This window comes from Pseudobutyrivibrio ruminis CF1b, assembly GCF_000424005.1.
Classification (GTDB): Bacteria; Bacillota; Clostridia; order Lachnospirales; family Lachnospiraceae; genus Pseudobutyrivibrio; species Pseudobutyrivibrio ruminis_C.
Map to the genome: position 1 here is coordinate 1 of NZ_AUJB01000011.1, position 22,837 is coordinate 22,837.

General features: G+C 39.6%; 14 protein-coding genes. 13 read left to right on the forward strand and 1 reads right to left on the reverse strand.

Annotated elements, in window-relative coordinates; genetic code table 11:
• Positions 1 to 450 precede the first annotated feature (450 nt).
• The 5 genes from G592_RS0109790 to G592_RS0109810 all read left to right on the forward strand — a co-directional run bounded on the left by G592_RS0109790 (position 451) and on the right by G592_RS0109810 (position 8,610).
• Positions 451 to 1,155, forward strand: coding sequence for a LytR/AlgR family response regulator transcription factor (locus tag G592_RS0109790; RefSeq protein WP_028247667.1), 705 nt, complete (start codon positions 451 to 453; stop codon positions 1,153 to 1,155).
• A gap of 3 nt (positions 1,156 to 1,158) precedes the next feature.
• A complete protein-coding gene (locus G592_RS0109795) occupies positions 1,159 to 2,517 on the forward strand; it encodes an ATP-binding protein (RefSeq protein ID WP_028247668.1) in 1,359 nt (452 codons plus the stop codon).
• 100 nt (positions 2,518 to 2,617) lie between these two features.
• A complete protein-coding gene (locus G592_RS0109800; RefSeq protein ID WP_028247669.1) occupies positions 2,618 to 4,969 on the forward strand; it encodes a glycoside hydrolase family 3 C-terminal domain-containing protein in 2,352 nt (783 codons plus the stop codon).
• Positions 4,970 to 5,521, forward strand: coding sequence for a GtrA family protein (locus tag G592_RS0109805; protein WP_028247670.1), 552 nt, complete (start codon positions 4,970 to 4,972; stop codon positions 5,519 to 5,521).
• Positions 5,522 to 5,676: 155 nt separating this feature from the next.
• On the forward strand, positions 5,677 to 8,610 hold the full coding sequence (locus tag G592_RS0109810; RefSeq protein WP_028247671.1) for a glycoside hydrolase family 3 protein: 2,934 nt from the start codon (positions 5,677 to 5,679) through the stop codon (positions 8,608 to 8,610).
• A 41-nt stretch (positions 8,611 to 8,651) separates the two neighbouring features.
• Here the strand turns inward: G592_RS0109810 and G592_RS16190 are convergent, their stop codons facing one another.
• Entirely contained in the window at positions 8,652 to 9,737 is a 1,086-nt protein-coding gene (locus tag G592_RS16190) for an HD-GYP domain-containing protein (RefSeq protein ID WP_051194860.1), read from the reverse strand.
• 171 nt (positions 9,738 to 9,908) lie between these two features.
• On the opposite strand from G592_RS16190, the gene G592_RS0109820 reads away from it, so the two are divergent.
• The 8 genes from G592_RS0109820 to G592_RS0109855 all read left to right on the forward strand — a co-directional run bounded on the left by G592_RS0109820 (position 9,909) and on the right by G592_RS0109855 (position 22,789).
• Positions 9,909 to 10,925, forward strand: a complete 1,017-nt coding sequence (locus G592_RS0109820; protein WP_028247672.1) for a glycosyltransferase family 2 protein — start codon at positions 9,909 to 9,911, stop codon at positions 10,923 to 10,925.
• Positions 10,926 to 11,169: 244 nt separating this feature from the next.
• Positions 11,170 to 14,352: a SpaA isopeptide-forming pilin-related protein gene (locus G592_RS0109825; protein ID WP_155942189.1), complete on the forward strand. Its 3,183-nt coding sequence runs from the start codon at positions 11,170 to 11,172 to the stop codon at positions 14,350 to 14,352.
• Positions 14,352 to 14,879, forward strand: coding sequence for a hypothetical protein (locus G592_RS16195; protein WP_051194861.1), 528 nt, complete (start codon positions 14,352 to 14,354; stop codon positions 14,877 to 14,879). The genes G592_RS0109825 and G592_RS16195 overlap by 1 nt, the downstream gene beginning before the upstream one ends.
• Positions 14,880 to 14,881: 2 nt before the next feature.
• Positions 14,882 to 15,655: a hypothetical protein gene (locus G592_RS0109835; protein ID WP_028247674.1), complete on the forward strand. Its 774-nt coding sequence runs from the start codon at positions 14,882 to 14,884 to the stop codon at positions 15,653 to 15,655.
• Between the two features lie 14 nt (positions 15,656 to 15,669).
• Positions 15,670 to 16,527, forward strand: coding sequence for a hypothetical protein (locus G592_RS0109840; protein WP_028247675.1), 858 nt, complete (start codon positions 15,670 to 15,672; stop codon positions 16,525 to 16,527).
• Between the two features lies 1 nt (position 16,528).
• On the forward strand, positions 16,529 to 17,611 hold the full coding sequence (locus G592_RS0109845) for a hypothetical protein (RefSeq protein ID WP_028247676.1): 1,083 nt from the start codon (positions 16,529 to 16,531) through the stop codon (positions 17,609 to 17,611).
• 213 nt (positions 17,612 to 17,824) lie between these two features.
• A complete protein-coding gene (locus G592_RS0109850; protein ID WP_081660384.1) occupies positions 17,825 to 21,370 on the forward strand; it encodes a SpaA isopeptide-forming pilin-related protein in 3,546 nt (1,181 codons plus the stop codon).
• 12 nt (positions 21,371 to 21,382) lie between these two features.
• Entirely contained in the window at positions 21,383 to 22,789 is a 1,407-nt protein-coding gene (locus G592_RS0109855) for a SpaA isopeptide-forming pilin-related protein (RefSeq protein ID WP_028247678.1), read from the forward strand.
• The last annotated feature ends 48 nt before the right edge of the window (positions 22,790 to 22,837 follow it).

Sequence of the window (22,837 nt, forward strand, 5' to 3'; positions counted from 1 at the left end):
CATTTTGTCATAAAACAATTGATAAAGCTTATTCTTTCGTTAGCCTTTGACAAAAAACTTTAATAATAGTCATTTTTTGTCAGGAAGCGTTCTGTAAGTCGCATACCTTCGTTGTCCAGTGACAAAATAAGGAACTTGCAGGCAAATTTTTGTCAGAGCCATTCTTATAAATTGCATATTCTCGTTTTCTTTTTGACAAAGGGCTTCGCCACAGTCCTATTTTTTTGAGCTTGTTTGCCTAGTATCTGCCAAAAGAGGCGCTGTCAAGAGGCGGCGAAGCCGAGCTGCCAGGCCTTGCACTTGCCTGGGACTCTTGGCAGATAGAATGAACAAAGCTCAAATAAAAAGAGGCCTAGCCTTCACTGACTAGACCTCTGGGTTAAACTAATCTTTAATGTACTAGTATAGAAATTCTTGATTAAAAAATAATATTTATGTTATTTTAATTACATGATTAACGTATGTATTGTCGAAGACGAAGCTGAGCAGGCAAAACTATTAAAAAATTACATAAGCAAATATGGAAATGATCATGGCGAGCAGTTTTCTATTGCCTATCTTCCAGATGGTATTGATTTGGTAGATGACTACAATGGCCAGTTTGATATCATTCTTTTGGATATTCAGATGAGGCACATGGATGGAATGGTAGCTGCAGAGAAGATTCGCCAGATAGATCCAGATGTAATCATTATTTTTATTACATCTACAGTTCAGTATGCTGTTCAGGGATATGCTGTTGATGCTTTGGGATATGTTTTAAAGCCGGTGCCATACACTCAGTTTGAGCAGCTTTTTGTGAAGGCTACCCAGCGTGTACAGGCAAAGCAAAAGCATGTGTATATAAAGGTTTCTGTGGAAGACAAGCAGCTTAAGCTTGACTGTGAAAGCATCAACTATATCGAAAGCCAGAGAAATAATGTTATTCTTCATTGCAATGATCAGGATTATGTTACAGCAGGTCCTTTAAAGCGTTTTGAGGAGATGCTTTCTGATCATGGATTTAGCAAGTGCCATAATGCCTATGTAGTAAATCTTTCTTCAGTGGAGGCAGTTCAAAAAGAGGAAGTTTTACTTACAAGTGGAGAGACATTGCCAATAAGCCGTGCCAAAAAGAAAGAATTTATGGCTGCTTTAACGGAGGATATTTTATAAAATATGAACTTTTCAGCATTTCTAAATCCTGTAAATATTCAGGACACACCAAGATTATTTACCGCTATTGCCGAATGGCTGGCGGTTTTTGTGTATTTTAATATCTATAAGAAAAGATATAATGACAAAACATTCATTTTACAGTGCGTTTGTACACTGGGAATGCAGGTGCTCTTCCAGTTTATAGCAGGGATTTTGCCACTTTCTTTTTGGATTATTTCCATGGTTGGTGCTGTAGGAATGATGTACTTGTCACTATATTTGGTTCTAGATATCAAGCCAAAGGATTGTGGCGTCATTACAACTCATGCATTTGTATTAGCCGAGTTTGCAGCCAGTCTTTATAAGCAGCTATACGTATGGCTGGTAAAATTAGGAGATAATGATTCCCAATTGGCATCTGTTTGCATGATGATTATTGTTTATCTGTGCACATTTATCATCTATTTCAATGTAGAACGTGGAAACATTGCACCAAATCGCAATTTAAATGTTAGTACTAAGGAGCTTGTCAGTGTTGTTATCACAGGTGTTGGTGCTTTTATTATTTCAAACATAAGCTTCGTAACATCAAGGACACCCTTTTCAGCTACTGAAAACATGCTTTATGTAAGAACACTTGTTGATTTCGGTGGCATGCTCATGTTGATGACAGAAATGGGTCGTCGAAATGAGCTTGCCCTAAAGAATGAAAGTAATGCTATCAATCAGCTTTTCCAGAGACAGTATGAGCAGTACAAGCTGGCGGTGGATAATTCAGAGGCTCTTCGCAAGGAAATGCATGACATGAAGCACTATGTTATGGCTCTTAAAAATGAGGATGACCCTGACCGTAGAGCTGAGGTGCTTGAGGATATGGAGCAGGCCATTGCCATTCAGGAATCCTTTATGAACACAGGAAACAAGGTACTGGATGTTATTCTTACTACCAAGAGTCTCCAGTGCCAGAAGAAGAATATCACTTTAAATGCCATGGTTGATGGTGATTTGCTGGCAGATATTCACGTAAAAGATATTTGTTCTCTTTTTGGTAATATCCTAGATAATGCCATCGAGGCTACCCAGCAGGTGGAGGATATGGAGAAGAGATTAATCACTCTTTCAGTTAGAAAGAGGAATCAGTTTACTATTGTGGAGTGTGAAAACATCTCCGATAGTTCAAATGTAAAGCTTAGAAGTAACAAGAGACGCCGCCGTTTTGGCCGTAATTCCCTACCTAAAACCACCAAGGGGGATAACGTTAAGCATGGTTTCGGACTTAAGTCTATTTCCCAGGTTGCCGAGAAATACGGCGGAGCAATGAATTGTTCCTACGAAAATGGGTGGTTCAAGGTAAAGGTGCTTTTGGCCAATAAAAATTAAAAATGCAAATCGTCCGTGATTTTTGACAAGTTGTCCTTCGGGGCAACTTGTTTTTTATATACCGTGATATATATATGATATCGATTTATGGAGGAAGATTATGGACGCTAAAGAAATAATTTCAAAGCTTACATTGATGGAGAAGGCCGCATTACTTAGCGGTAAAAATGAGTGGGAGTCACGTGATATTCCACGTGTAGGGGTTCAGTCAATTACTTTTTCTGATGGCCCTCATGGTTTGAGACGTCAGGAAGGTGCAGGAGATCACCTTGGTCTTAATGCATCACTTCCAGCTACATGTTTCCCAACAGCAGCTACAGTAGCAAACAGCTGGGATCCACAGCTTGGTGAAGAAATCGGAGCAGCTCTTGGTGAGGAAGCAGTAGCTCAGAACGTAGATGTTCTTCTTGGACCTGGACTTAACATGAAGCGCTCTCCTTTATGTGGACGTAATTTTGAGTACTTTAGTGAGGATCCAATCTTAGCTGGAAAGATGGCAGCTTCTTACGTGAGAGGTATTCAGAGTCAGCATGTTTATTCCTGCCCAAAGCACTTTGCTGTAAATTCTCGTGAGTACCGCAGAATGGCAATGAACGCTGTTGTTGATGAGCGTACACTTCGTGAGATTTATCTTACAGCTTTCGAGATTGCTGTTAAGGAAGGCAAGGCAAAGGCAATCATGTCAGCCTACAACGAGGTTAACGGAAAGTATGCAAACGAAAACGAGCATCTTCTTGTGGATATCCTTAGAAATGAGTGGGGCTTCGATGGCATCGTAGTTACAGACTGGGGCGCAAGTAACGATCACGTTGCAGGTGTTAAGTGCCAGTCAAATGTGGAGATGCCAAATCCTGGTCTTGATTCAGCAAGAGAGCTTTTAGCTGCTGTTGAAGACGGACGTATCACAGAGGAAGAAATCGATAAGGCTATTCTTCCTGTTGTAGAGGCAGCTCTTTACTTCCAGGATAACGACCACACAAAGGGATTTGATAAGGAAGCTCATCACGCTATCGCAAAGAAAGCAACTGTTAATTCAGCAGTTCTTCTTAAGAACGATGAGGATATTCTTCCTCTTGCAGGTGGTACAAAAGTATGCCTTAAGGGACCATTTGTTGAGAAGCCACGTTATCAGGGTTCTGGTAGCTCACAGGTTAATTCAACAAAGGTTGAGACAATCGCAGAGCAGATTAAGAACTACGACCTTACAGTAGTTGAGAATCCTCAGGATGCAGATGTTGTTTTATTCTTCTTCGGACTTGATGAGATTGCAGAGTCAGAGGGTGGCGACAGAATGTCAATTGATGTTCCTGAGTATCAGATAAAGGAGCTTGAAAGCCTTGCAGTTGCCAACAAGCATATCGTAGGTGTTATGAGTGCAGGTTCATCTGTGAAGATGCCTTGGCTCGACAAATTACAGGGACTACTTCACGGATATCTTACAGGACAGGCTGGGGCAAGCGCCATCCTTGATATCATCACTGGTAAGGAGATTCCAACAGGAAAGCTTTCCGAGTCATATCCATTCGCATATGCGGATTGTTCAATAGTTAATTATGCAGGTACAGAGAAGAGAAATCTTCAGTACCGTGAGGGCCCATTCATCGGATATCGTTATTACGATACAGCAGAGGTTGCAGTTCAGTTCCCATTTGGATATGGACTTAGCTACACCACATTCGAATACAGCGCACTTACAGTTTCAGAAAACGGTGTAAAATTCACAATTACAAACACAGGTAAGCGCGATGGTGCAGAAATTGCACAGCTTTACATTGGTAAGGTAGAGTCAGGACTTATCCGTCCTAAGAAGGAGCTTAAGGGCTTCAAGAAGGTATGGATCAGTGCTGGTGGAACAGCAGAAGTGGCGATTCCATTTGATGACAAGACATTCCGCTATTTCTCAACTGTTTCTAACAAGTGGGAAATCGAGGGTGGCGAATATCAGATCTACGTTGGTGCAAGCGTAGCTGACATTAAGCTTACAGGTTCTATTACACAGGCTGGCACAATTACAGAATTGCCTTATGACATTGAGACACTTCCTAGCTACAAGTCAGGAAAAGTAAGAAATGTTCATTATGAGGAGTTCGAGAAGCTTTATGCACAGCCACTTCCAGAGGAAAAGGTGGGACCACTTGATATCAACGATGCTTTTTGCCAGATGGAGGATGCAAAGAGTGGAATTGGGCGTTTAGTTTACCGAATTCTCAAGAAGAAGCTTGACCAGTCATATGAGAAGGGAATTCCTGATTTGAACATCATGTTCATCTACAATATGCCATTTAGAGCAATGAGTAAGATGACTGCCGGAATGGTATCTCGTGAGATGACAGAATCCATTGTAACCATATTTAATGGACATTTCTTCCGCGGACTTGGTGGAGTCATCGGAGGCTTCTTTAGAAACCGCCGTGAAAATAAGAAATATGAAGAGAGATTAAGGAGAAGCTAAATGAATTTTTGGAATAATTTTGCAGATAAGCATCCTGCTATCGCAAAGTGGGTACGCGAGGGTGGCTTATTCGTAATCGTAAGTAATTTGATTACTGTTTTTAAGTATTTACTACTTACATTTTTGCCAGCAGCTTTCGCCTTTATGGGAGACAAGACTTTCGGCTGGCCTGGAATTCCTCTTACCATCGCAGGTGAGACCTTCCAGTGGAACATTTTAGGATACGATCAGGCACACGGTGGCCTTGCATATTTTACAGCTTATATGATTGCAATGGTTATTGGAGAAGTAATCAACTTCCCAATCCAGAAACTTGTGGTTTTCAGAAATCACGATAAGCCAGGTAAACAGATTGCATGGTACATTTTAGCCTTTATCGTAATCACCTGCATTGTTAACTCAATCAACTGTATCTGGGTTGCTGTAGCAGGAAAGTTTGTAGCTCCATTCGTATACAACATTGGAACTACAGTACTTAACGGAGGCGTTTCTATGGTGGTCTTCTTCTTCGTAAACAAGATCATCTTCCCAGAGACACCAAAACACGAATAATTCTAGATAATCCAAAGTATTAAAAACTTTTGGTTTATAGATGAGCCTGTAGGTATCAAGCTCTAATATTTCTTAAGCGAAGCCTTCTTCGGCTGAGCGTAGAAATCATTAGGCTTGTAACCGTAACAGGCGGATTTAAGGAAGGAGAAGAGAGAATGTTAGGTATTAATCCAGAGGACGTGAAGGCGGTCCTCCAACAGATCCAGCCTCAGCTCATTATTTTGGGCGTAGTTCTTGCACTTGCGATTATTCTTACTATCGCTGTGCTCAAAGTGAAGAAGCCACTTCGTGGACTTATCAGAAAGAGCTCATGGATTGCTTTTGCACTTACACTTGTACTTGTAGTTTCAAACATTTTACTTTCGCCACTTTACTCAATGGTAAACATGGCCATGGGTGGTGGAAAGATTACAGAGGCTTCAATCAATGAAGCAAAGGAACTTTGTACAGAAATCGCAGAGGAAGGTGTAGTTCTTCTTAAGAATGATGACAAGGCACTTCCACTTGCAGAAGGTACTAAGGTTAATGTATTTGGTTGGTCTTCAACAAACCCAATCTATGGTGGTACTGGTTCAGGTGCCCTTTCAACAGCATATCCTACAGTAGATTTCCTTAAGGGTCTTACTGATGCAGGTATCGAGTACAACCAGGATTTAGTAGATTTCTACACTGGCTGGAGAGATACAAGACCTGCAGTTAGTATGATGGGTCAGGACTGGACTATTCCAGAACCACAGGTTTCAGAGTACGGCAGCCTCATTTCAGATGCTAAGAATTACTCTGACACAGCTATTTTCTTCATCGCTCGTTCAGGTGGAGAAGGTGCTGATCTTCCTATGTCATATGACGGTGAGGATACATTCCATGATGATGGTTCAGGAATGTTTGGTATCACTGGTGTTCGCTATTCTGAGTATGCAGATGATTTAGATGCTTCTAAGTCATACCTTGAGCTTTCAAACAGAGAGCAGGCACTTCTTGATGAAGTTACATCAAACTTTGATAAGGTTATCGTAGTTGTAAACTCAGCTAACGCTATGGAGCTTGGCTTTGTAAACGATTACTCACAGATTAAGTCAGTTCTTTACTGCCCAGGCACAGGTCAGACAGGTTTTGAGGGACTTGGCGAGATTATTGCGGGTAAGGTAAATCCTTCAGGAAAGACTGCAGATACATTTGTAGCTGACCTTTTTTCAACACCAACAGCAAACAACTTTGGTGATTTCGATTACACAAATATGTCTGAGTTTGGATATGAGAATATGTTCGCTGAGGGCGGCAAGTCTTATCCAACATTCGTTAACTATGTAGAGGGCATCTATGTTGGTTACAGATTCTATGAGACAGCTTTCGCTGAGGCAGAGGCTGGCAACATGGAATTCGACTATGACAGCACAGTTGTATATCCATTTGGTTATGGACTTTCTTACACAACATTCACTCAGGAAATGGGTGATGTTACATCAGATGGCAAGACAGTTACATTTGATGTTACAGTTACAAACACAGGCGATGTTGCTGGTAAGGATGTAGTTCAGGTTTACTACAACCCACCTTACGAGAACGGCGGAATTGAGAAGTCAGCAGCAAACCTTATTGCATTTGAGAAGACTTCACTTCTTGAGGCAGGTGCTTCTGAGACAGTTTCAATCTCTTTTGCAGTAGAAGATATGGCTTCTTACGATGTTGATGGTGAGGGTTGCTACGTACTTGATGCAGGTTCTTACGAAATCTCTATCAACACAGATTCACACAACAAGATTGCAACTGATGATGTGACAATCGCTTCAAAGGTTGTTTATGATGAGTCAAACAAGAGAGAGTCTGACCAGGTTGTAGCAACAAATCAGTTTGATTTTGCAAAGGGCGAGAACTTCGAGTACCTTTCAAGAGCAGATGGATTTGCTAACTACGACGTAGCAACAGCAGCTCCTACATCATTTGAGATGGGAGATGAGCTTAAGGCTACATATTTCAACGAGACAAATTACAATCCAACAGATTACAACAATGATTCAGATGCTATGCCTACAACAGGTGCTGACAATGGCGTTCAGCTTGCAGACCTTCGTGGTGTAGATTATGACGATGCTAAGTGGGATGAGCTTCTTGACGAGCTTACAGCTGCAGATATGAACACTCTTATCGCACTTGGTGGATATGAGACTTCAGCAGTTGATTCGATCGGCAAGGTTATGACATACGATTGTGATGGTCCTGCTTCAATCAACAACAACTTTACAGGTCAGGGTTCTATCGGTTTCCCAGCAGCAGTTATGATTGCTTGCACATGGAACAAGGATTTAGCTCACGCATTTGGTGATTCAATCGGTAAGATGGCTGATGAAATGGATGTATCTGGTTGGTATGCTCCAGCTACAAACACACACAGAAGCGCATTTGCAGGACGTAACTTTGAGTACTACTCAGAGGATGGTGTTCTTGCAGGTTGGATGTGTGCAAACGCTGTACAGGGAGCTAGAGAGCACGGTGTATACTCTTACGTAAAGCACTTTGCTACAAATGATCAGGAGACAAACCGTACAGGATTCCTTTGCACATGGCTTAATGAGCAGTCTCTCCGTGAGATTTACTTAAAGTCATTTGAGATTACATTTAAGAACTCTAACCCAGCTGCAACAATGGTTGCATTCAACAACATTGGTACAATTCCAGCAGAGGCTTGCTCACCACTTCTTAACACAGTACTTCGTGACGAGTGGGGATTCAGAGGTCTTGCTGAAACAGATTACTTCGGTGGCTATGGTTACCAGGATTCAGACAGAATGATTAGAAACGGTTGCGACCTTATGCTTGCAACTTATGAGACTCCACAGTCTACAGTTACTGATCAGGAATCTGCAACTTCATTAATCGCTATGAGACAGGCTTCAAAGAACATTCTTTACACAGTTGTAAACAGCCGCGCATACGATACAGAGGTTAGCACTGGTGCACCTACATGGGTTAAGATTCTCTACGCAGTAGATGCAGTTCTTATCCTCCTCCTTGCATTCCTTGAGTTCAAGGCTATCAAGACTTACCTCAAGAAAAAGAAGGAAGTAGAACCAACTGTAGAGACTGAATAGAAATAACAAGAGGACGGGAATTGATTTCCCGTCCTCATTTTTTATGCAGTAATAACTGTTGCAAGATATGAATGATTTGTAGCCAAATCGATTATTTTTTTCTCTATGAGAGTTTTAACAATAGGTCTCAGTGGATAAGCTCGGTTTTGGCTTAATACAATGGCCTTATCACCGGTGCTCAGATTAACTGTGGAACCGTTTGGATATACATTTACAACAGATAAAAACGCCTTGAAATATTCCATATTGAATTTGTTGCTCATGGTGAACATAATTTCAATGGCCTGTGCAGGTGTTTTAGCTGCTTTATAAGAACGCTCTGTAACAAGTGCATCGTACACGTCCACTATAGAGATAATCTGGGCCATTTTGCCAATTTCATCACCCTTAAGCCCTCTTGGATAACCTGAGCCATCTATATTCTCGTGATGATTGAGGATACCCTTTCGCATTTCTTCTGTAATATTCTTTGAATCCATGAGTATATGATAACCATGTACCGGATGCTTTTTCATGGTCATGAATTCTTCAGAAGTAAGTTTTGCAGGCTTATTGATTATCTCAGTGGGTATTCTTTCCTTGCCTATATCGTGAAGAAGACCAGCCACTGCAATATCTCTTACAAACTCCTTTGATTCACCTAATGCTTTGGCTACGATGGCTGCCATAGTACCTACATCTACTGAGTGTTTGTAAGTATATTCATCACAAACCTTAAGCTTTGAAAGATTTATACTTAATTCCTTGGCATCATCTATTATTTCACATACCTTGTGGCCAATTTCAGAAACACCTGAAATAAGGCTGTCTGTATCCTCAAGGTTAGAGTAGAGGGTGTGAAGGGATTCAGCTACGAACTGTTTGAATGTTTCTTCAAACACAAGTGATGCATCCTCCTCAGGAAGGAATTCATCATCCACTTCCTCTTCATATTCTTCTTCATCAAAACCTTCAAAGGAAACAACGGCGTGAATTTTGCCGCGATAGTGAGAAAGGGATTCAATCATCCCCTTATCCATTATTGTCATTTTAGGGCATAAGAGCGCCCCTGTACTTGTATATATGTCTGATTCTGTGATACATCCCATTGGAAGATCATAGATATATCCATAGATTTCTTTTGTCATTCTCATTTCCCCTGATATTTCATTTATCATGCACGAAAAGTTATTATACACAGATATAATTGAAATTGCAATCTATAATATAACAAAAAGAGGGGCGCAATGTTGAATATAAATATATATTTTGTTAAAATAAATTGGTTTTATTTTTATGCCAATAGGAGATAAATAATTATGAAATTACTATCATTTGCTGTACCTTGCTATAATTCGGCAGCATATATGGAACATTGTGTTCAGACACTTCTTCATGGTGGAGAAGATGTAGAGATTATAATTGTAGATGACGGCAGCCAGAAGGATAATACCGGAGAGATAGCAGACCGTCTTGCGGCAGAGCATCCTACTATCGTAAAGGCTGTTCATCAGGAAAATGGTGGCCATGGTCAGGCTGTAAACACTGGTCTTAAGAATGCTACAGGTCTTTTCTTTAAGGTAGTAGATTCTGATGATTGGGTTGATTTAGAAGCTTATGATAAGGTGTTAAAGGTCCTTAGACAGTCAATTGAAAATGGCAAGAACCTGGACATGCTTATTTCTAATTTTGTATATGACAAAGAAGGCGCCAGCCACAAGAAGGTTATGTCTTATTCGAACCTTCCTAAGAATAAGTATTTTACATGGGACGAGACAGGTCACTTCAGAAAGGGCCAGTATATTCTCATGCATTCAGTTATTTACCGTACAAAGCTTTTGAGAGATTGTGGAATGGAGCTTCCAAAGCACACATTCTATGTGGATAATCTCTATGTTTATTATCCACTTCCATATGTAAAGACAATGTACTACCTTGATGTAGATTTCTATCGTTACTTCATTGGAAGAGATGACCAGTCAGTAAATGAAAAGGTTATGATTTCCCGTATCGATCAGCAGATCAGAGTTAACAAGCTTATGCTTGAGGCTTATGATTACAAGAATATTAATAATTCACATGTTAAAAAGTACATGTTCAATTATCTGGAGATGATTACTGTTATTTCCACAGTACTTCTTATGAAGAGTGGCACAAAGGAACATCAGCAGAAGAGACATGATTTATGGAAATACATTAAGTCTTACGATTATTATCTCTATCGTAAGCTTCGCTATGGTTTTATGTGTGCTACTACTAACTTGCCAGGCCATGGTGGAAGAGCCATTTCCATCACAGCATACAAGATTGCACAGCGTGTAGTAGGATTTAATTAACCATTAGGACAATTCGATTCCATGGTTATATAAAAATAGTCATAATAATATATCGGATAACTTGTAATACTCAGACAACTGCTCTGGGTATTATTTTTTGCCAAAAAATAGTTTTATTTGCCATACCTCTATCTTTCGATTCATAAGTGATTTAGCATAACATTTGGGGGCATGCATATGTCTTTCGTTTTTTATTGTAATTCACATTTATTGTGAGGGGTTTTACGTTAGAGGGAGTGAGGCAATGAGGAATTTTTACAAAGGTAGACTATTATCCCTGGTGTTAGTTTTTATGCTGGTTATGGCATCTTCTATTGGCGTGTACGCTGATGGTGATGGTACTGATTTGCCACCAGTAATTACTGAGGAGAATGAAAATGCTCCACAGAATGATAATCCTACGCAAGGGGAACCTGGCGTAGGACAGAAAATTGATGGTCAATCAGATGATGGTCAGCAGAATAATGAAAATGACGGAAAGAAAGACGATCAGCCTGCAGGAGAAGGGGCTGATGGAAATTCTGGTGGAAATGATGCCGGGCAGCCTGCAGAAGGAACTGGTGGAAGTTCTGACGGACAGGATCCGGGAGATGAGACCGGCAAGAAAATAGAGGACGAAGGTGTGCCAACAAGTGGCGACACACCTACAGAGAAGCCTGAAAGAGATCCTGAAGAACATAATAAGGATTTAGAAAGTCCTTATGAGGAAGATGGAATAACATTAAGAGATGGATTTTATGAAGGTTGGATGTCTAACTGGGATGGTACTCATTATAGAGTTATCTATAAAAACGATAACAAGGAGTATCACTATGATTTAGGACAGGCCCCTGTAAAATGTACTAATTTCGATGAATCTGGAATAGTATGTCTTGACTGTGGCTATAAAAGAGAACTTGAAAACCTTGAAGAAGAAACAAAGACTGTAGATATACAGGCTGACTGTGAGGGTTTTTTGGCTTCAGCTCAGGTTCCAGAGGATGCTTTTGGTGAAGGTATAGACGTTTCAAAAGTAAAGTTTTCAGCAAAGATCATCACACTTGATGGTGCTGAAGATGCTGTCAAATCAGCCTATGGTATCAGTGGCGTAGATAAATATGTAGTACTTGATTTAGAGTTTACATATGAAGGCACTGTTATCAAACCAAACAAAGCTGTAAAGATTGGTATAGCTGATTTGGAATTTGCTCCAGAGAAGATAGCTCATTTCGATGAGAATAATAACGCTTCTGATGTTTCCTTTGGAATAACAGAAGACGGAATCATTTATTTTAGTTCATCTGAGTTTTCTCCATATATGTTCTTTACTGTTTTAAGTGAAGAATTGGAACCAACAGATAACGTGCTTTATGATGATGAATATGGTAAGGGCACTACACCAAACAATAAGCATTTTACTGGAGAACGTACAGCCACTGAATTATTTAGTCCTGACAGATACGCTGTAAGACTTTATAACTATAATTCGGGTAATGGTATTGCTCTAATTGCGCCTAAAACTGAGAACAGATTCTTTGTTTATGGTGGAGAAAATAGCCCGAATTTTGATTTTGAATTTGAAGCTCCGGAAAATTACTATATAGCAGCTGTTTACCAGGCTAATGCTGAAACACAGGAAGTATATAAAACTTTCCCTGCAACAGAAAAGTATCAGCAGAAAGTATCATTATCTCTTGAATTAAATAGAATGGGAGAAGGTGAAAAGCCTGTAGTAAATGATATTGTAGTTTCAATCACGGCTATTCCTGTTGAGTGGGCTGAAGATGAAAGCACCACCACAGTAGCAGGGGCTACATTTGTAAATTATAGAAATTTTGCGGATAACTTAGGAAGCAACTTTATCTTTAATGGTGGACACGGCGGTGGCAGCAATGAATGCTATCCAGTACAGGTTTATCAGGGATTAGCCAACGAAAAACTAGTTGATGGTGTGTTCTCTGTTAAGAATGGAAATGGAAATGTGCCATTCCCTAAAGCATCTGAATACGATAAGGATGATTCTAAATACAGTTATATAAGTGAATATATACCTGACGCAAAGGTAAAGTTTAAAAAGGACACCGATGGCTATTGGACTATGGACAGTAGCCTAGATCGATATGAATTAAATAGTGAAAATGAATTAGTTCCTGTTGGCGGTGAAAAGCAGTTTAGACCATTTGGTCAGGACGATCATTTTGGTATGATGTTGCCTATTAATTTCTCAATTAATAGTGACGGTCTTTCAAATGGAAAGGATACTATTTTCAAGTTCTCAGGTGATGATGATGTATTCGTTTACATCGATGACACCCTTGTTTTAGATTTGGGTGGTATCCATGATGCTATTAAGGGACAGATTAATTTTACAACAGGTGAAATCCTCATTCAGGGTGATTGTGCTAGTAAATTATCATCATCTATAAATGGAACTGTTTATCAGAACATTAGCTTAGGTGATCAAAATATTTACAAAACTCTATATGACAGTGACGTTAGAACTGGTATCAGGAATTTGAGCACTGGTGAGCACGTACTTACAGTTGTTTATTTTGAAAGAGGTGCGTTTCTTTCGAATTGCAGAATTAGTTACAACTTCAATAAGGATGAGCCAGTAGATATCGAGTTTGAAGGTTTAAAGGTTAAGTCGGACATGTCTCCACTTGCAGGAGCAGAGTTTAGACTTTACAAGGATGAAAAGTGTGAAAAGCCTGTTGAGGGTAAGGTGGCTACTTCTGATTCAAACGGTACCATCAAGTTTAAAGGCTTATCACTTGGAGTATTTACAAGTAGCGTGCATGAGTTGCCTCCAAAGTACTTCTATTTGAAGGAGACAAAGGCACCAGATGGATACATATTGCCAGAGAATGCTGTCTGGGAACTTAAAGTAATAGCAAAGGCAGATGGCACCACTAATAAGACTCTTAAGGCAGTTACAGATGACGCAAAGAAGGTTTCAGTAAAAACAAGTTCTGACAGCCAAAACGTAAAAGCCATTAAGAATCTCAAACCTGGAAAGCTGAAAATCTCTAAGAAGTTGTCAAGCTACTATAAGACAGGCGGCACAGCTACATTTACCTTTGAGGTTTATTACAAGATTGGTGACAAGGAATACAGCGATGTATATCCTATATCATTTGATAACCCAGGAACAAAGGTGGTTGTGGATGAGATAGTTATTCCAGCAGGAGTTGAAGTAGAGGTTATCGAAAACCATACTGGTGGTGGCTATGATCTTGTAAGAGCCGAGTTAAATGGTGAAGGAACTGTTAGAGAAGATAAATCAGTACTGTTAACTATAGAGGAAGATAAAACAGCAGAAGTTAAGTTTACCAACAAATATAATTATAAAGATATTTATGGAAGCATAAGTATCACAAATGTATTTGATAAGGTTACCAAAATTCTGGACCGATTGATTGAAGTAGTAGAGGAGGTACAGCGATAATGAGTAAGAAGAAAACATTATTAATTGCCGCTGCACTTCTGATGCTGAGCGTAGTGGCAGTAAAGCCAGCGATGGCCTATTTGACAGATACACATTCTACAAATGGTGGAGCCGCAGTTTATCTTGAGGACAGAAGAATAGAGATTATTCCAAAGGAGCGTATTGAAGAGAATACTAAAGTTATCTCAGTTGAAAATACTGGTGATCTTCCAGTGTTTGTAAGAGTAAAAGTAATTGCTGGAAGAACACATCTTTTGGAACTTGATACTGAGAAGTCAGATTCCGGATGGAGCTATAACGAAGATGATGGCTATTACTATTACAGCGATATTTTGGAAGTTGAGAAAACCTCAAAGGATTTATATGTAAAGATAGCTCCAGGTAATTCAGCAGAAGAAAAGTTTAATGTAATAGTAGTTGCTGAAGCAGCCAGACCTTTATCTGACGGAAGCGCTGGAGATTGGGAAGGCAAGATAGCTCAGGAAACTAATACATATGATCCAGCACAGAATGAAGGAGGTAATTAATTATGAAGATTAATTTAAAGAATCCTTTATTCATATTTGGTGTAGGTGCACTGCTTGTGGCAGGTAGTTTCCTTGGTGCTACAAATGCAGCAGGTACTCCAACAAGGGAAAAGGTTGAGTTTAAGACAGTTCAGATTGGGGTTGAACTACAAGAGGATATAAGCACTGATTCAGAAGAATCTAATTACGTGAAAGTAGATGGAGATGGAGCGCTGGCGCTGAAGTCCCTGGATGCAGTTAAAGATGGTTCAGAGATTATGGAGCCTGGCAATCAATATCCAGAGCGAGTTCGTGTACTTAATAACTCACCTACTGAAGGAGAAGCTCCAGAGTATGTTCGAGTGGTAGTAAGAAAGTACTGGATAGATGATTCGGGAAACAAAGACACACGAATAGATCCATCAGTTATTCAATTGCTGGCTACAGATGATTGGGGTGCGGTAGCATCGCCATCAGGAGAAGAAGTTATTTACTATTGCAAGAAACCTATTAACAAAGGTGAAAGCAGTCAGGTAATAGAGTCAGTTTCATTTGAAAAAGATATTGAGAAATATTTGTATTTAATGAAGGCAACACAGACAACCACAAGGACTGATACAGAAGAGGGTATTATCATCGAAAGCTTCAGAACCTATGGCGGTCAGAAGTTTGTTGTTGAAATGAAAGTAGATGCCGTTCAGGCTCACGGAGCAGAACAGGCAATGCTTGGAGCCTGGGGTGTCAATGCCAAGTTCGAAGGAGACATCCTTAAATCTATTGATGGGGAGACCTTATAGGAGGAGAGCAGAATATGAAAAAAACAATATTTAATATAGTTCTTGCTCTTACTCTTGTAACCGCAGGAATCTCAGGTCTGAAACTTAATGCAAATGCAGAGACTATTCCAAGGGGATGGACAGTTACTTATACAGGAATGGATGAAGATAAGAATCCTGTATTTACTTCTACCTATAGCTCAGATTATAGGGAGATAGATAATGCTATGCCTGGTGATACGATTGAATACACCATCACTTATGTAAATGCCACTGATGAAGAGGCAGACTTTTACATGAATGCCAATGTACTTGATTCATTAGAAGATAGTAACAGCGGCGGAGCATATTCTTATAGAATCACTAATAATGATAAGGATTTATTCAATAGCAATACTGTAGGTGGAGATGGTGCAGCAGTTGTTGGTCTTAAGCAGGTTAGTGGAAATAGTGGATTGTATTTTTCACTTGGAACAGTTGGAAAGAAATCTGCAACAACTCATTCCGGAAAAGTTAAGGTCTTAATTCAGTTAGATGGTGATTCACAGCTTAACAGCTATGGAAACAAGGATGCGTCACTTGAATTCTTCTTTAAGGCTGAACCTACATCTTCAGCTGTAGAGAAGAGAACTACCACAATTGTTAAGCAACAAGAAATGTCAAAGGAGGTTTCAGTTAGCCAACAGAAGTCAATAGTTAAGCAGATAGTAAAGACACTGGATAACGGCACAGAGATAGTTGAGATTGACGATGACAATGTGCCTCTTGCTGGTCCAGCTACAGGAGATTCTATTTTACCTTCAGCAATCTGCAGCGTGATGTTTGCCCTTGGTATGTGTCTGATCTTCTATTCTGTTGCAATCAGTATTAATAAGAAAAGGAGGGAAGCCTAAGATGAAAGTAACAAAAAGATTATTAGGCTTCTGCCTGACAATTTTCCTTGTGATACCATTATCATTTGCCAGCTATACGGTGGTAAATGCATCTGGGTATGTGGTTAACATTTCATTGGGAAATAACCAGTTTGCCGAGTTTAACTCATCTGCTGCATCCATTGGTAATGTTTCAGCTGATGGACGTAAGCTCACACTGAAAAATGCAGCAACTGTATCTGAGATAGAATCGGCTATTACTATTAAGCCTGATCCTTCACATAATAATGAAGAGAAATATGTTTTTGATGGTCTCAGGGTTAGTGGCAACGATGATAAGTATACTGGCACTACCATTCCTGTGGACTGCGACCAGACATATGTGGTTGCATATAAGATATGTAAAATAGTTCCATATACCGTTGAGTACAGATTAAAGACTTCAACTGGTAACACAATGGATAAGGAAGTGGCCGGAGCAAAAGCTTCTGATACTTTGTACGGCGCAGTTAATGAAAAGGTAACCGTTCCTGCTCAGGAGATAGAAGGATATGTTCCAGATGCTAATTCCAAGTATTTTGTTTTGGCAGATTCTGATACAGATAATAAAGTAATTTTCACTTATTCTCGACTTGAAGAGAAGATTACATATCAGGAGATTACTAACACCAAGTATATTTATGGAAATCCTACCTATACATATACATATGATTATGTAGATGATGGAACTACTGTGAGAGAAAGTACTACACCAGGTCGTACTGTTGTAAGTAACCGTAGAGAAGGCGGTCAGACTACCATTGCAGGCACTGTAGGAAATGGAACTGGCGAAGCTGGCGGTGCAGCAGGTGGTGCGACAAATGGTGAAGGTGGTGGTGACGCTGATATAACCACAATTGGTGATGGAGAAACACCACTTGCTGGAGAAGGTGAAACTGGTACATCTATTCCAGACCCAGAACCTCCAAAGCGAGTTGACCCTAATAAAAAGGGCGGAATATCCCTTATCAGCAGAGTAGTTGTTACGGTTACAGTTATTACACTGATAACACTTGTAATAATTACGATTGTCACTTACATAGTGCGTAGAAGAAATTATAAATAGTTATAAATTGAAAATTGCATGATTTTAATAACCTAGTCCACATGGGGCTAGGTTATTTTTTGCCAAAAAATAATAGATGTTGCCACAAGCTTTCATTTATGAATTAAAAAGCATATTATACATCTCGGACACAAAAAGGACACAAAATTGATACCATTTATTCACATTTTGAATCCTTCAGTTCGCAAGTTATATTAAGGAGTTTTGAAATTAATGAAAAAGTATCCTATCCTAAGGAGATTACTATGTTGTAGTCTTTCGGTAGCGATGCTGTTCTCCACCCAGGTAGCGGTATACGCCGCCGAAATAGATGGAGGGGCCCAGGGGCCGGAGATTTTAAGCAACACCGAATTTAGTAATACACAAACGAGCAATACCAATTCTGAAGATATATCAACTAATCTAAGCAATACTCAAAGTAATTCTGAAGAAGTTAGTTCAAAAAACAATAATTCCATTGAAAACGATTCTAAGACAGAAAATTTGGAAGAAGATAGTCAGGAAGTTCCTGATGAAAAAGAAGTAGAAACTGAGTCTGAGAAGCCAGAAGAAACTATAGCGGAAGTTTCACAGGACAAAACATTCAATGTAAAAAAGGGAGATTTTTATATAACAGCTTTTGTTCCAGCAGGAACATTTGATGTGGATGTTGAGTTCAAGGCAGAAATAATCAGCCTTTCTACTTCTGAGCAGGAGCTTGTAGATGAAGCAGTTTCTTCTGAAGAGGTGGAAAACTATTATGCGTTCGATCTTCGCTTTGAAGCGGATGGCGAAGAGATTGAGCCAAGGGAGGGTTCAAACGTAAAGATTTCCATTGAGTCATCTTCAATAAATGCAAATGCGGTTGTGCATATTAAAGATGGTGACACAGCAGAGGAAGTTAGTTCTGAAATCAATGAAGACACAATCACATTTGAGTCAGACAGCTTCTCTACTTATGTTGTTACAGAGTTCATCGAAAAGCTTAACGATGGAAAGACTCTTTACAGCAATTCCTTATATGGTTCTGCAGAAGTAATCGACAAGGAATACAACTTCATTAAAGGAACAAACGAGGAAAACGGCGCAAACAAGGGCCGAATCGCCTTTAGAGTTTATCAGCAGAACAATGATAAATATGCACCTTTCGAAATTGCTCCACATGATGATGGAAGATGTTTCCAGTATGGTTCAAATAAAGCGGGAAATTTCACATTTAGATTCCAGGCACCAGAGAACTATTATGTTGCCAAGGTTACATTATATGAGGACAATGGTTCTGATTTTTATAAGAATTCTCCATTACAGACTGTTAATGTGGACGGATTCCAGGCAGATTGCCAGGTGACTCTTTCTTTAAGAGGCATGGACGGCACTAACAAATTCGTAAATGCTGTTGTTGTAGACTTAGAGCCAATGCCATCTTTCTATACTGATAAGACTCAGTATGTCCAGGGGGCTACTTTTGTCAACTTCGTAAACGGAAACTTTTACGGAAAGGCAGAAGGAAAAGAAAATCGCTTCTTTGGCAATCAGTTTATGTTTGGCAGTGGACAGACTGGTGCTGAAAGCAACCACTGTAGCTACGGCCAGGTTTATCAGGGCCTTGCTTCAAATGAGTTGAAAGACGGCAAGTTTACACTTGCTAACAGTAATGGTTTGGAGGTATTTCCTTCATATGATAATTACCTTAGTAAGTGGTGGCAGTATAACTACTATATAGATGAATACTATAACGATGCCCTTGTTCAGTTCGGTCTTGATACTGAAGGGTATTGGACTCTTGATAGTAGTCAGTACAAATATGTAACTGAATACGATTATTACTATCACAAATATAAGTTGAAGCCTACTTATGGCTCTCAGTTTAGACCATTTAATGCAAGACCATATAAGAACAGCAAGGGAGAAGAATCACTTCATGAAGAAAACCACTTCGGAATGATGCTTCCTATCAACTTCTGCGTTGCAGAGGATGGATTAACTGACGAAGGTAAGGATACTATCTTTAAATTCTTCGGTGATGACGACGTTTTTGTATATGTAGATGGTCATTTAGTTCTTGACCTTGGTGGTATTCACAATGCTGTCAGAGGTCAGATTAATTTTAAAACTGGTGAGATTATCATCCAGGGTGACAGAGAAAATCAGCTTACTTCGTCACTTGCTGGTGATGATTCATGCTACGTAACTTTAAATGATGGTTCTATCGCAAAGGGAATTGGAACTACTAATTTATATGATCTTATTCCTGAAAATGATGTTACTGCACTTAGTAAGAAGGAGCACGTTCTTACAGTTGTTTACTTCGAGCGTGGTGCTCATGAATCAAACTGTAAAATCAGCTACAACTTCACTAAGACAGAGACAAGAACAGCGGATTTTGAAGGTCTCAAGGTAGATGAAAATATGAGAGGGCTGGCAAATGCTCAGTTTACTTTATATACAGATGAGGAATGCACAAATGTGGCAACTATGGGCATCGGTGTCCCAGCAGTAGCTACATCAGATGAGAATGGAACAATTAAGTTTACAGGTCTTTCTGCTGGTGTTATTCCAAGAGGCAGTGACTCTATAACAAAGACTTACTATCTGAAAGAGACTCAGGCTGCTGACGAATATAAGACTCCTGAAGGTGCTCTTTGGAAGCTTGAGCTTACAGCATATTCAGATCCAGACAAAGATTATAGTCAAAAACTTTATGCTCTCAATGCAGAAGCAGAGGCATTGTCATTTGATAAAAACAACAATAGCGTTTACAAGTCTTCTGCTAATGTAGTGAAGATTAAGAATAATCCTATTAAGTTCGCTAAAAAGCTTTCTGTAAGCAAAAAGGTGACTTATGGCATGGATAAGCATCTTGATAAGGAAGCTCAGTACATTTTCAAAATTGCGCAGGGTGTAAATGGAGTTTACAGTCCATTTGAAAACCAGCCATACAAGATTGGTGATAAGGAATTAAGAACAGACAGAGATGGTCAGTTTGTATTAAAAGCTGACGAGACAGCTGTATTTGAAGGCCTTATGGAGACTCAGTACATGGTTACTGAGGTTGGCATGATTTCCAATAATGGATACACATTAGGAAACTATGACACCAGAATCATTATTGATGGCGATGAGAATGGAGCAGTTCTTTACAAGCATGATAATTCTGCTGACAGATATGCTCTCATCGATTTTGAGTACATCGGAGAAAATAACACTAAATCAGTAGCAAACGAAAAGGCCGCTGAGTTTGAAAATAATTTGGTAAAAGTATTTGACTGGCAGCTGATCAAGATTAGCAAAACAAGCAAGTCAACATTAATGGGAGCAGAATTTACTCTCGCTTCCACAGAACAGGGTTCTACAGATACTTACTATGGAAAGAGCGATGCCAACGGTGTTGTTCTCTGGTACAGATCTGTTAGTGATAGAGACAATAACATGAATCCTATTGAGGTTTCAGTAGGAAGATATATTCTTTCAGAAACCAAAGCTCCTGGCGGTTATGCCATGAGCATGGATGTATGGCAGATAATCATCGACAGAGAAAACGGTGTACAGGCATACATCAATAACCCAGGCGACTTAGCTGAGAATACTGTTTCAGAGGAGCAGAACTTGGCAAACGGAGCAGTTCTCAAGACTGTCAAATTTAGTTTTGAGAATGAAGTTTCATACACTCTTCCTAAGACTGGAGGTAGTGGATTCCTACTTTATACAATCGGCGGAGTACTACTTTTACTTGTAGCAGCGCTGTTGTTATACAAAGAGAAAAAGAAATTATATTTATAAGGAGAAATTGAGATGAAGAATTTCAAGAAGGTTATCGCTTTTGTTTTAGCAGCGGTAATGATGATGGCAATGAGCGTAACAGCTTTTGCAGCAGATAGCACAGCAACTATCAAGATCACAAACATTTCAGAGAGAGATGCTGAGACAAAGTTTGATTTATATCAGATTGCTTCAGTAAACAAGGCTACAAATGAAATCGTAATCGCTGATTGGGCAAAGGATGCTTATGATGAGAGCCTTGAGCCAAACTTCGACGCAACAGAGCTTAAGAATGCTTTCGAGGCTGTTGCATCTAACCTTACAGCTGATAAGACTGTTGTTTCAAACAACGGTGCAGATGTTACAATCACAGGCCTTAAGGCTGGTGTATATTACATCAAGGCTATTGGTAGCGTAGTTAAGTACAGCCCAATGGTAGCAGTTACATACAAGACAGATGCAAACGGTAACTACATTGTAAACACAAACGTTATCGAGCTTAAGGCTAAGGGTTCTACAAACATCGTTACAAAGGATTCAAACGATGGTCTTGTTAGAGCAGGACAGACAGTTGAGTTTACAATTACATCTACTGTTCCTTACATGGCTAACAAGCAGAACAGAGAGTACAAGGTATTCGATAAGGAGACAAATCTTTCAGCTCCTACAAATGTAAAGCTTACAGTTGGTAACGCAGCTCCAGTTAACGCTTCTTTTGAGCTTGTATCAGAGAACGAGAACACAGCACTTTATTCAATGAACCTTTCAAATCTTATCACAGCAGATGACAGAAATGCTGGTAAGACTGTTGTTATTACATACGAGGCAACTGTTGTTGGTGTAGAAGGTTATGTAAACCTTGCTTATGACAGCACATTTGATTTTGATGAAAACGGTGATCCAATCAACCCTCCAACAGTTTATGGTCACCCAGCATGCATCACATTCATTAAGTATGCAGAGGATGGAACAACTATCCTTAACGGCGCTGAGTTTGAAGTAAGCAAGAACGGAGAGACACTTTACTTCGTTGTAACTTCAAATGATGGAATCTATCACCTTGCAAACTCTTCTGTAGCAGGTGCTACAAAGACACTTAAGGCTCCTTATGGTAAGGTACTTCTTCTTGGCCTTGATGAGGGAACATATCACTTCACAGAGACAAAGGCTCCAGAGGGATACTCAATCAACACAGCTGGTGTAGATGTTACAATCGATAAGGACAACAAGTACAGCAAGGCACTTATCGCAGTAAAAGAGCTTAACGAGCAGCAGAAGAAGGATTTACAGAAGGAAGGCTGGATGGTTGATACAAAGCTTTCAAGCCTCCCATTCACTGGTGGTATGGGTACTACAATCTTCACAGTTCTTGGTGTAGCTATTATGGTACTTGCATCAGCTCTTTACTTTGCAACAAAGAAAAAGGCTTCAGTAAACTAAATGGACACAATTGTGTGATATGATGAATTATTCAGAACCAAGTAAATT

Excerpts from the sequence above, each read along its gene's own strand:
- G592_RS0109790 (WP_028247667.1), top strand. The coding sequence starts at position 451 with ATGATTAACGTATGTATTGTCGAAGACGAAGCTGAGCAGGCAAAACTA.
- G592_RS0109795 (WP_028247668.1), top strand. The coding sequence starts at position 1,159 with ATGAACTTTTCAGCATTTCTAAATCCTGTAAATATTCAGGACACACCA.
- G592_RS0109800 (WP_028247669.1), top strand. The coding sequence starts at position 2,618 with ATGGACGCTAAAGAAATAATTTCAAAGCTTACATTGATGGAGAAGGCC.
- G592_RS0109805 (WP_028247670.1), top strand. The coding sequence starts at position 4,970 with ATGAATTTTTGGAATAATTTTGCAGATAAGCATCCTGCTATCGCAAAG.
- G592_RS0109810 (WP_028247671.1), top strand. The coding sequence starts at position 5,677 with ATGTTAGGTATTAATCCAGAGGACGTGAAGGCGGTCCTCCAACAGATC.
- G592_RS16190 (WP_051194860.1), bottom strand. The coding sequence starts at position 9,737 with ATGACAAAAGAAATCTATGGATATATCTATGATCTTCCAATGGGATGT.
- G592_RS0109820 (WP_028247672.1), top strand. The coding sequence starts at position 9,909 with ATGAAATTACTATCATTTGCTGTACCTTGCTATAATTCGGCAGCATAT.
- G592_RS0109825 (WP_155942189.1), top strand. The coding sequence starts at position 11,170 with ATGAGGAATTTTTACAAAGGTAGACTATTATCCCTGGTGTTAGTTTTT.
- G592_RS16195 (WP_051194861.1), top strand. The coding sequence starts at position 14,352 with ATGAGTAAGAAGAAAACATTATTAATTGCCGCTGCACTTCTGATGCTG.
- G592_RS0109835 (WP_028247674.1), top strand. The coding sequence starts at position 14,882 with ATGAAGATTAATTTAAAGAATCCTTTATTCATATTTGGTGTAGGTGCA.
- G592_RS0109840 (WP_028247675.1), top strand. The coding sequence starts at position 15,670 with ATGAAAAAAACAATATTTAATATAGTTCTTGCTCTTACTCTTGTAACC.
- G592_RS0109845 (WP_028247676.1), top strand. The coding sequence starts at position 16,529 with ATGAAAGTAACAAAAAGATTATTAGGCTTCTGCCTGACAATTTTCCTT.
- G592_RS0109850 (WP_081660384.1), top strand. The coding sequence starts at position 17,825 with ATGAAAAAGTATCCTATCCTAAGGAGATTACTATGTTGTAGTCTTTCG.
- G592_RS0109855 (WP_028247678.1), top strand. The coding sequence starts at position 21,383 with ATGAAGAATTTCAAGAAGGTTATCGCTTTTGTTTTAGCAGCGGTAATG.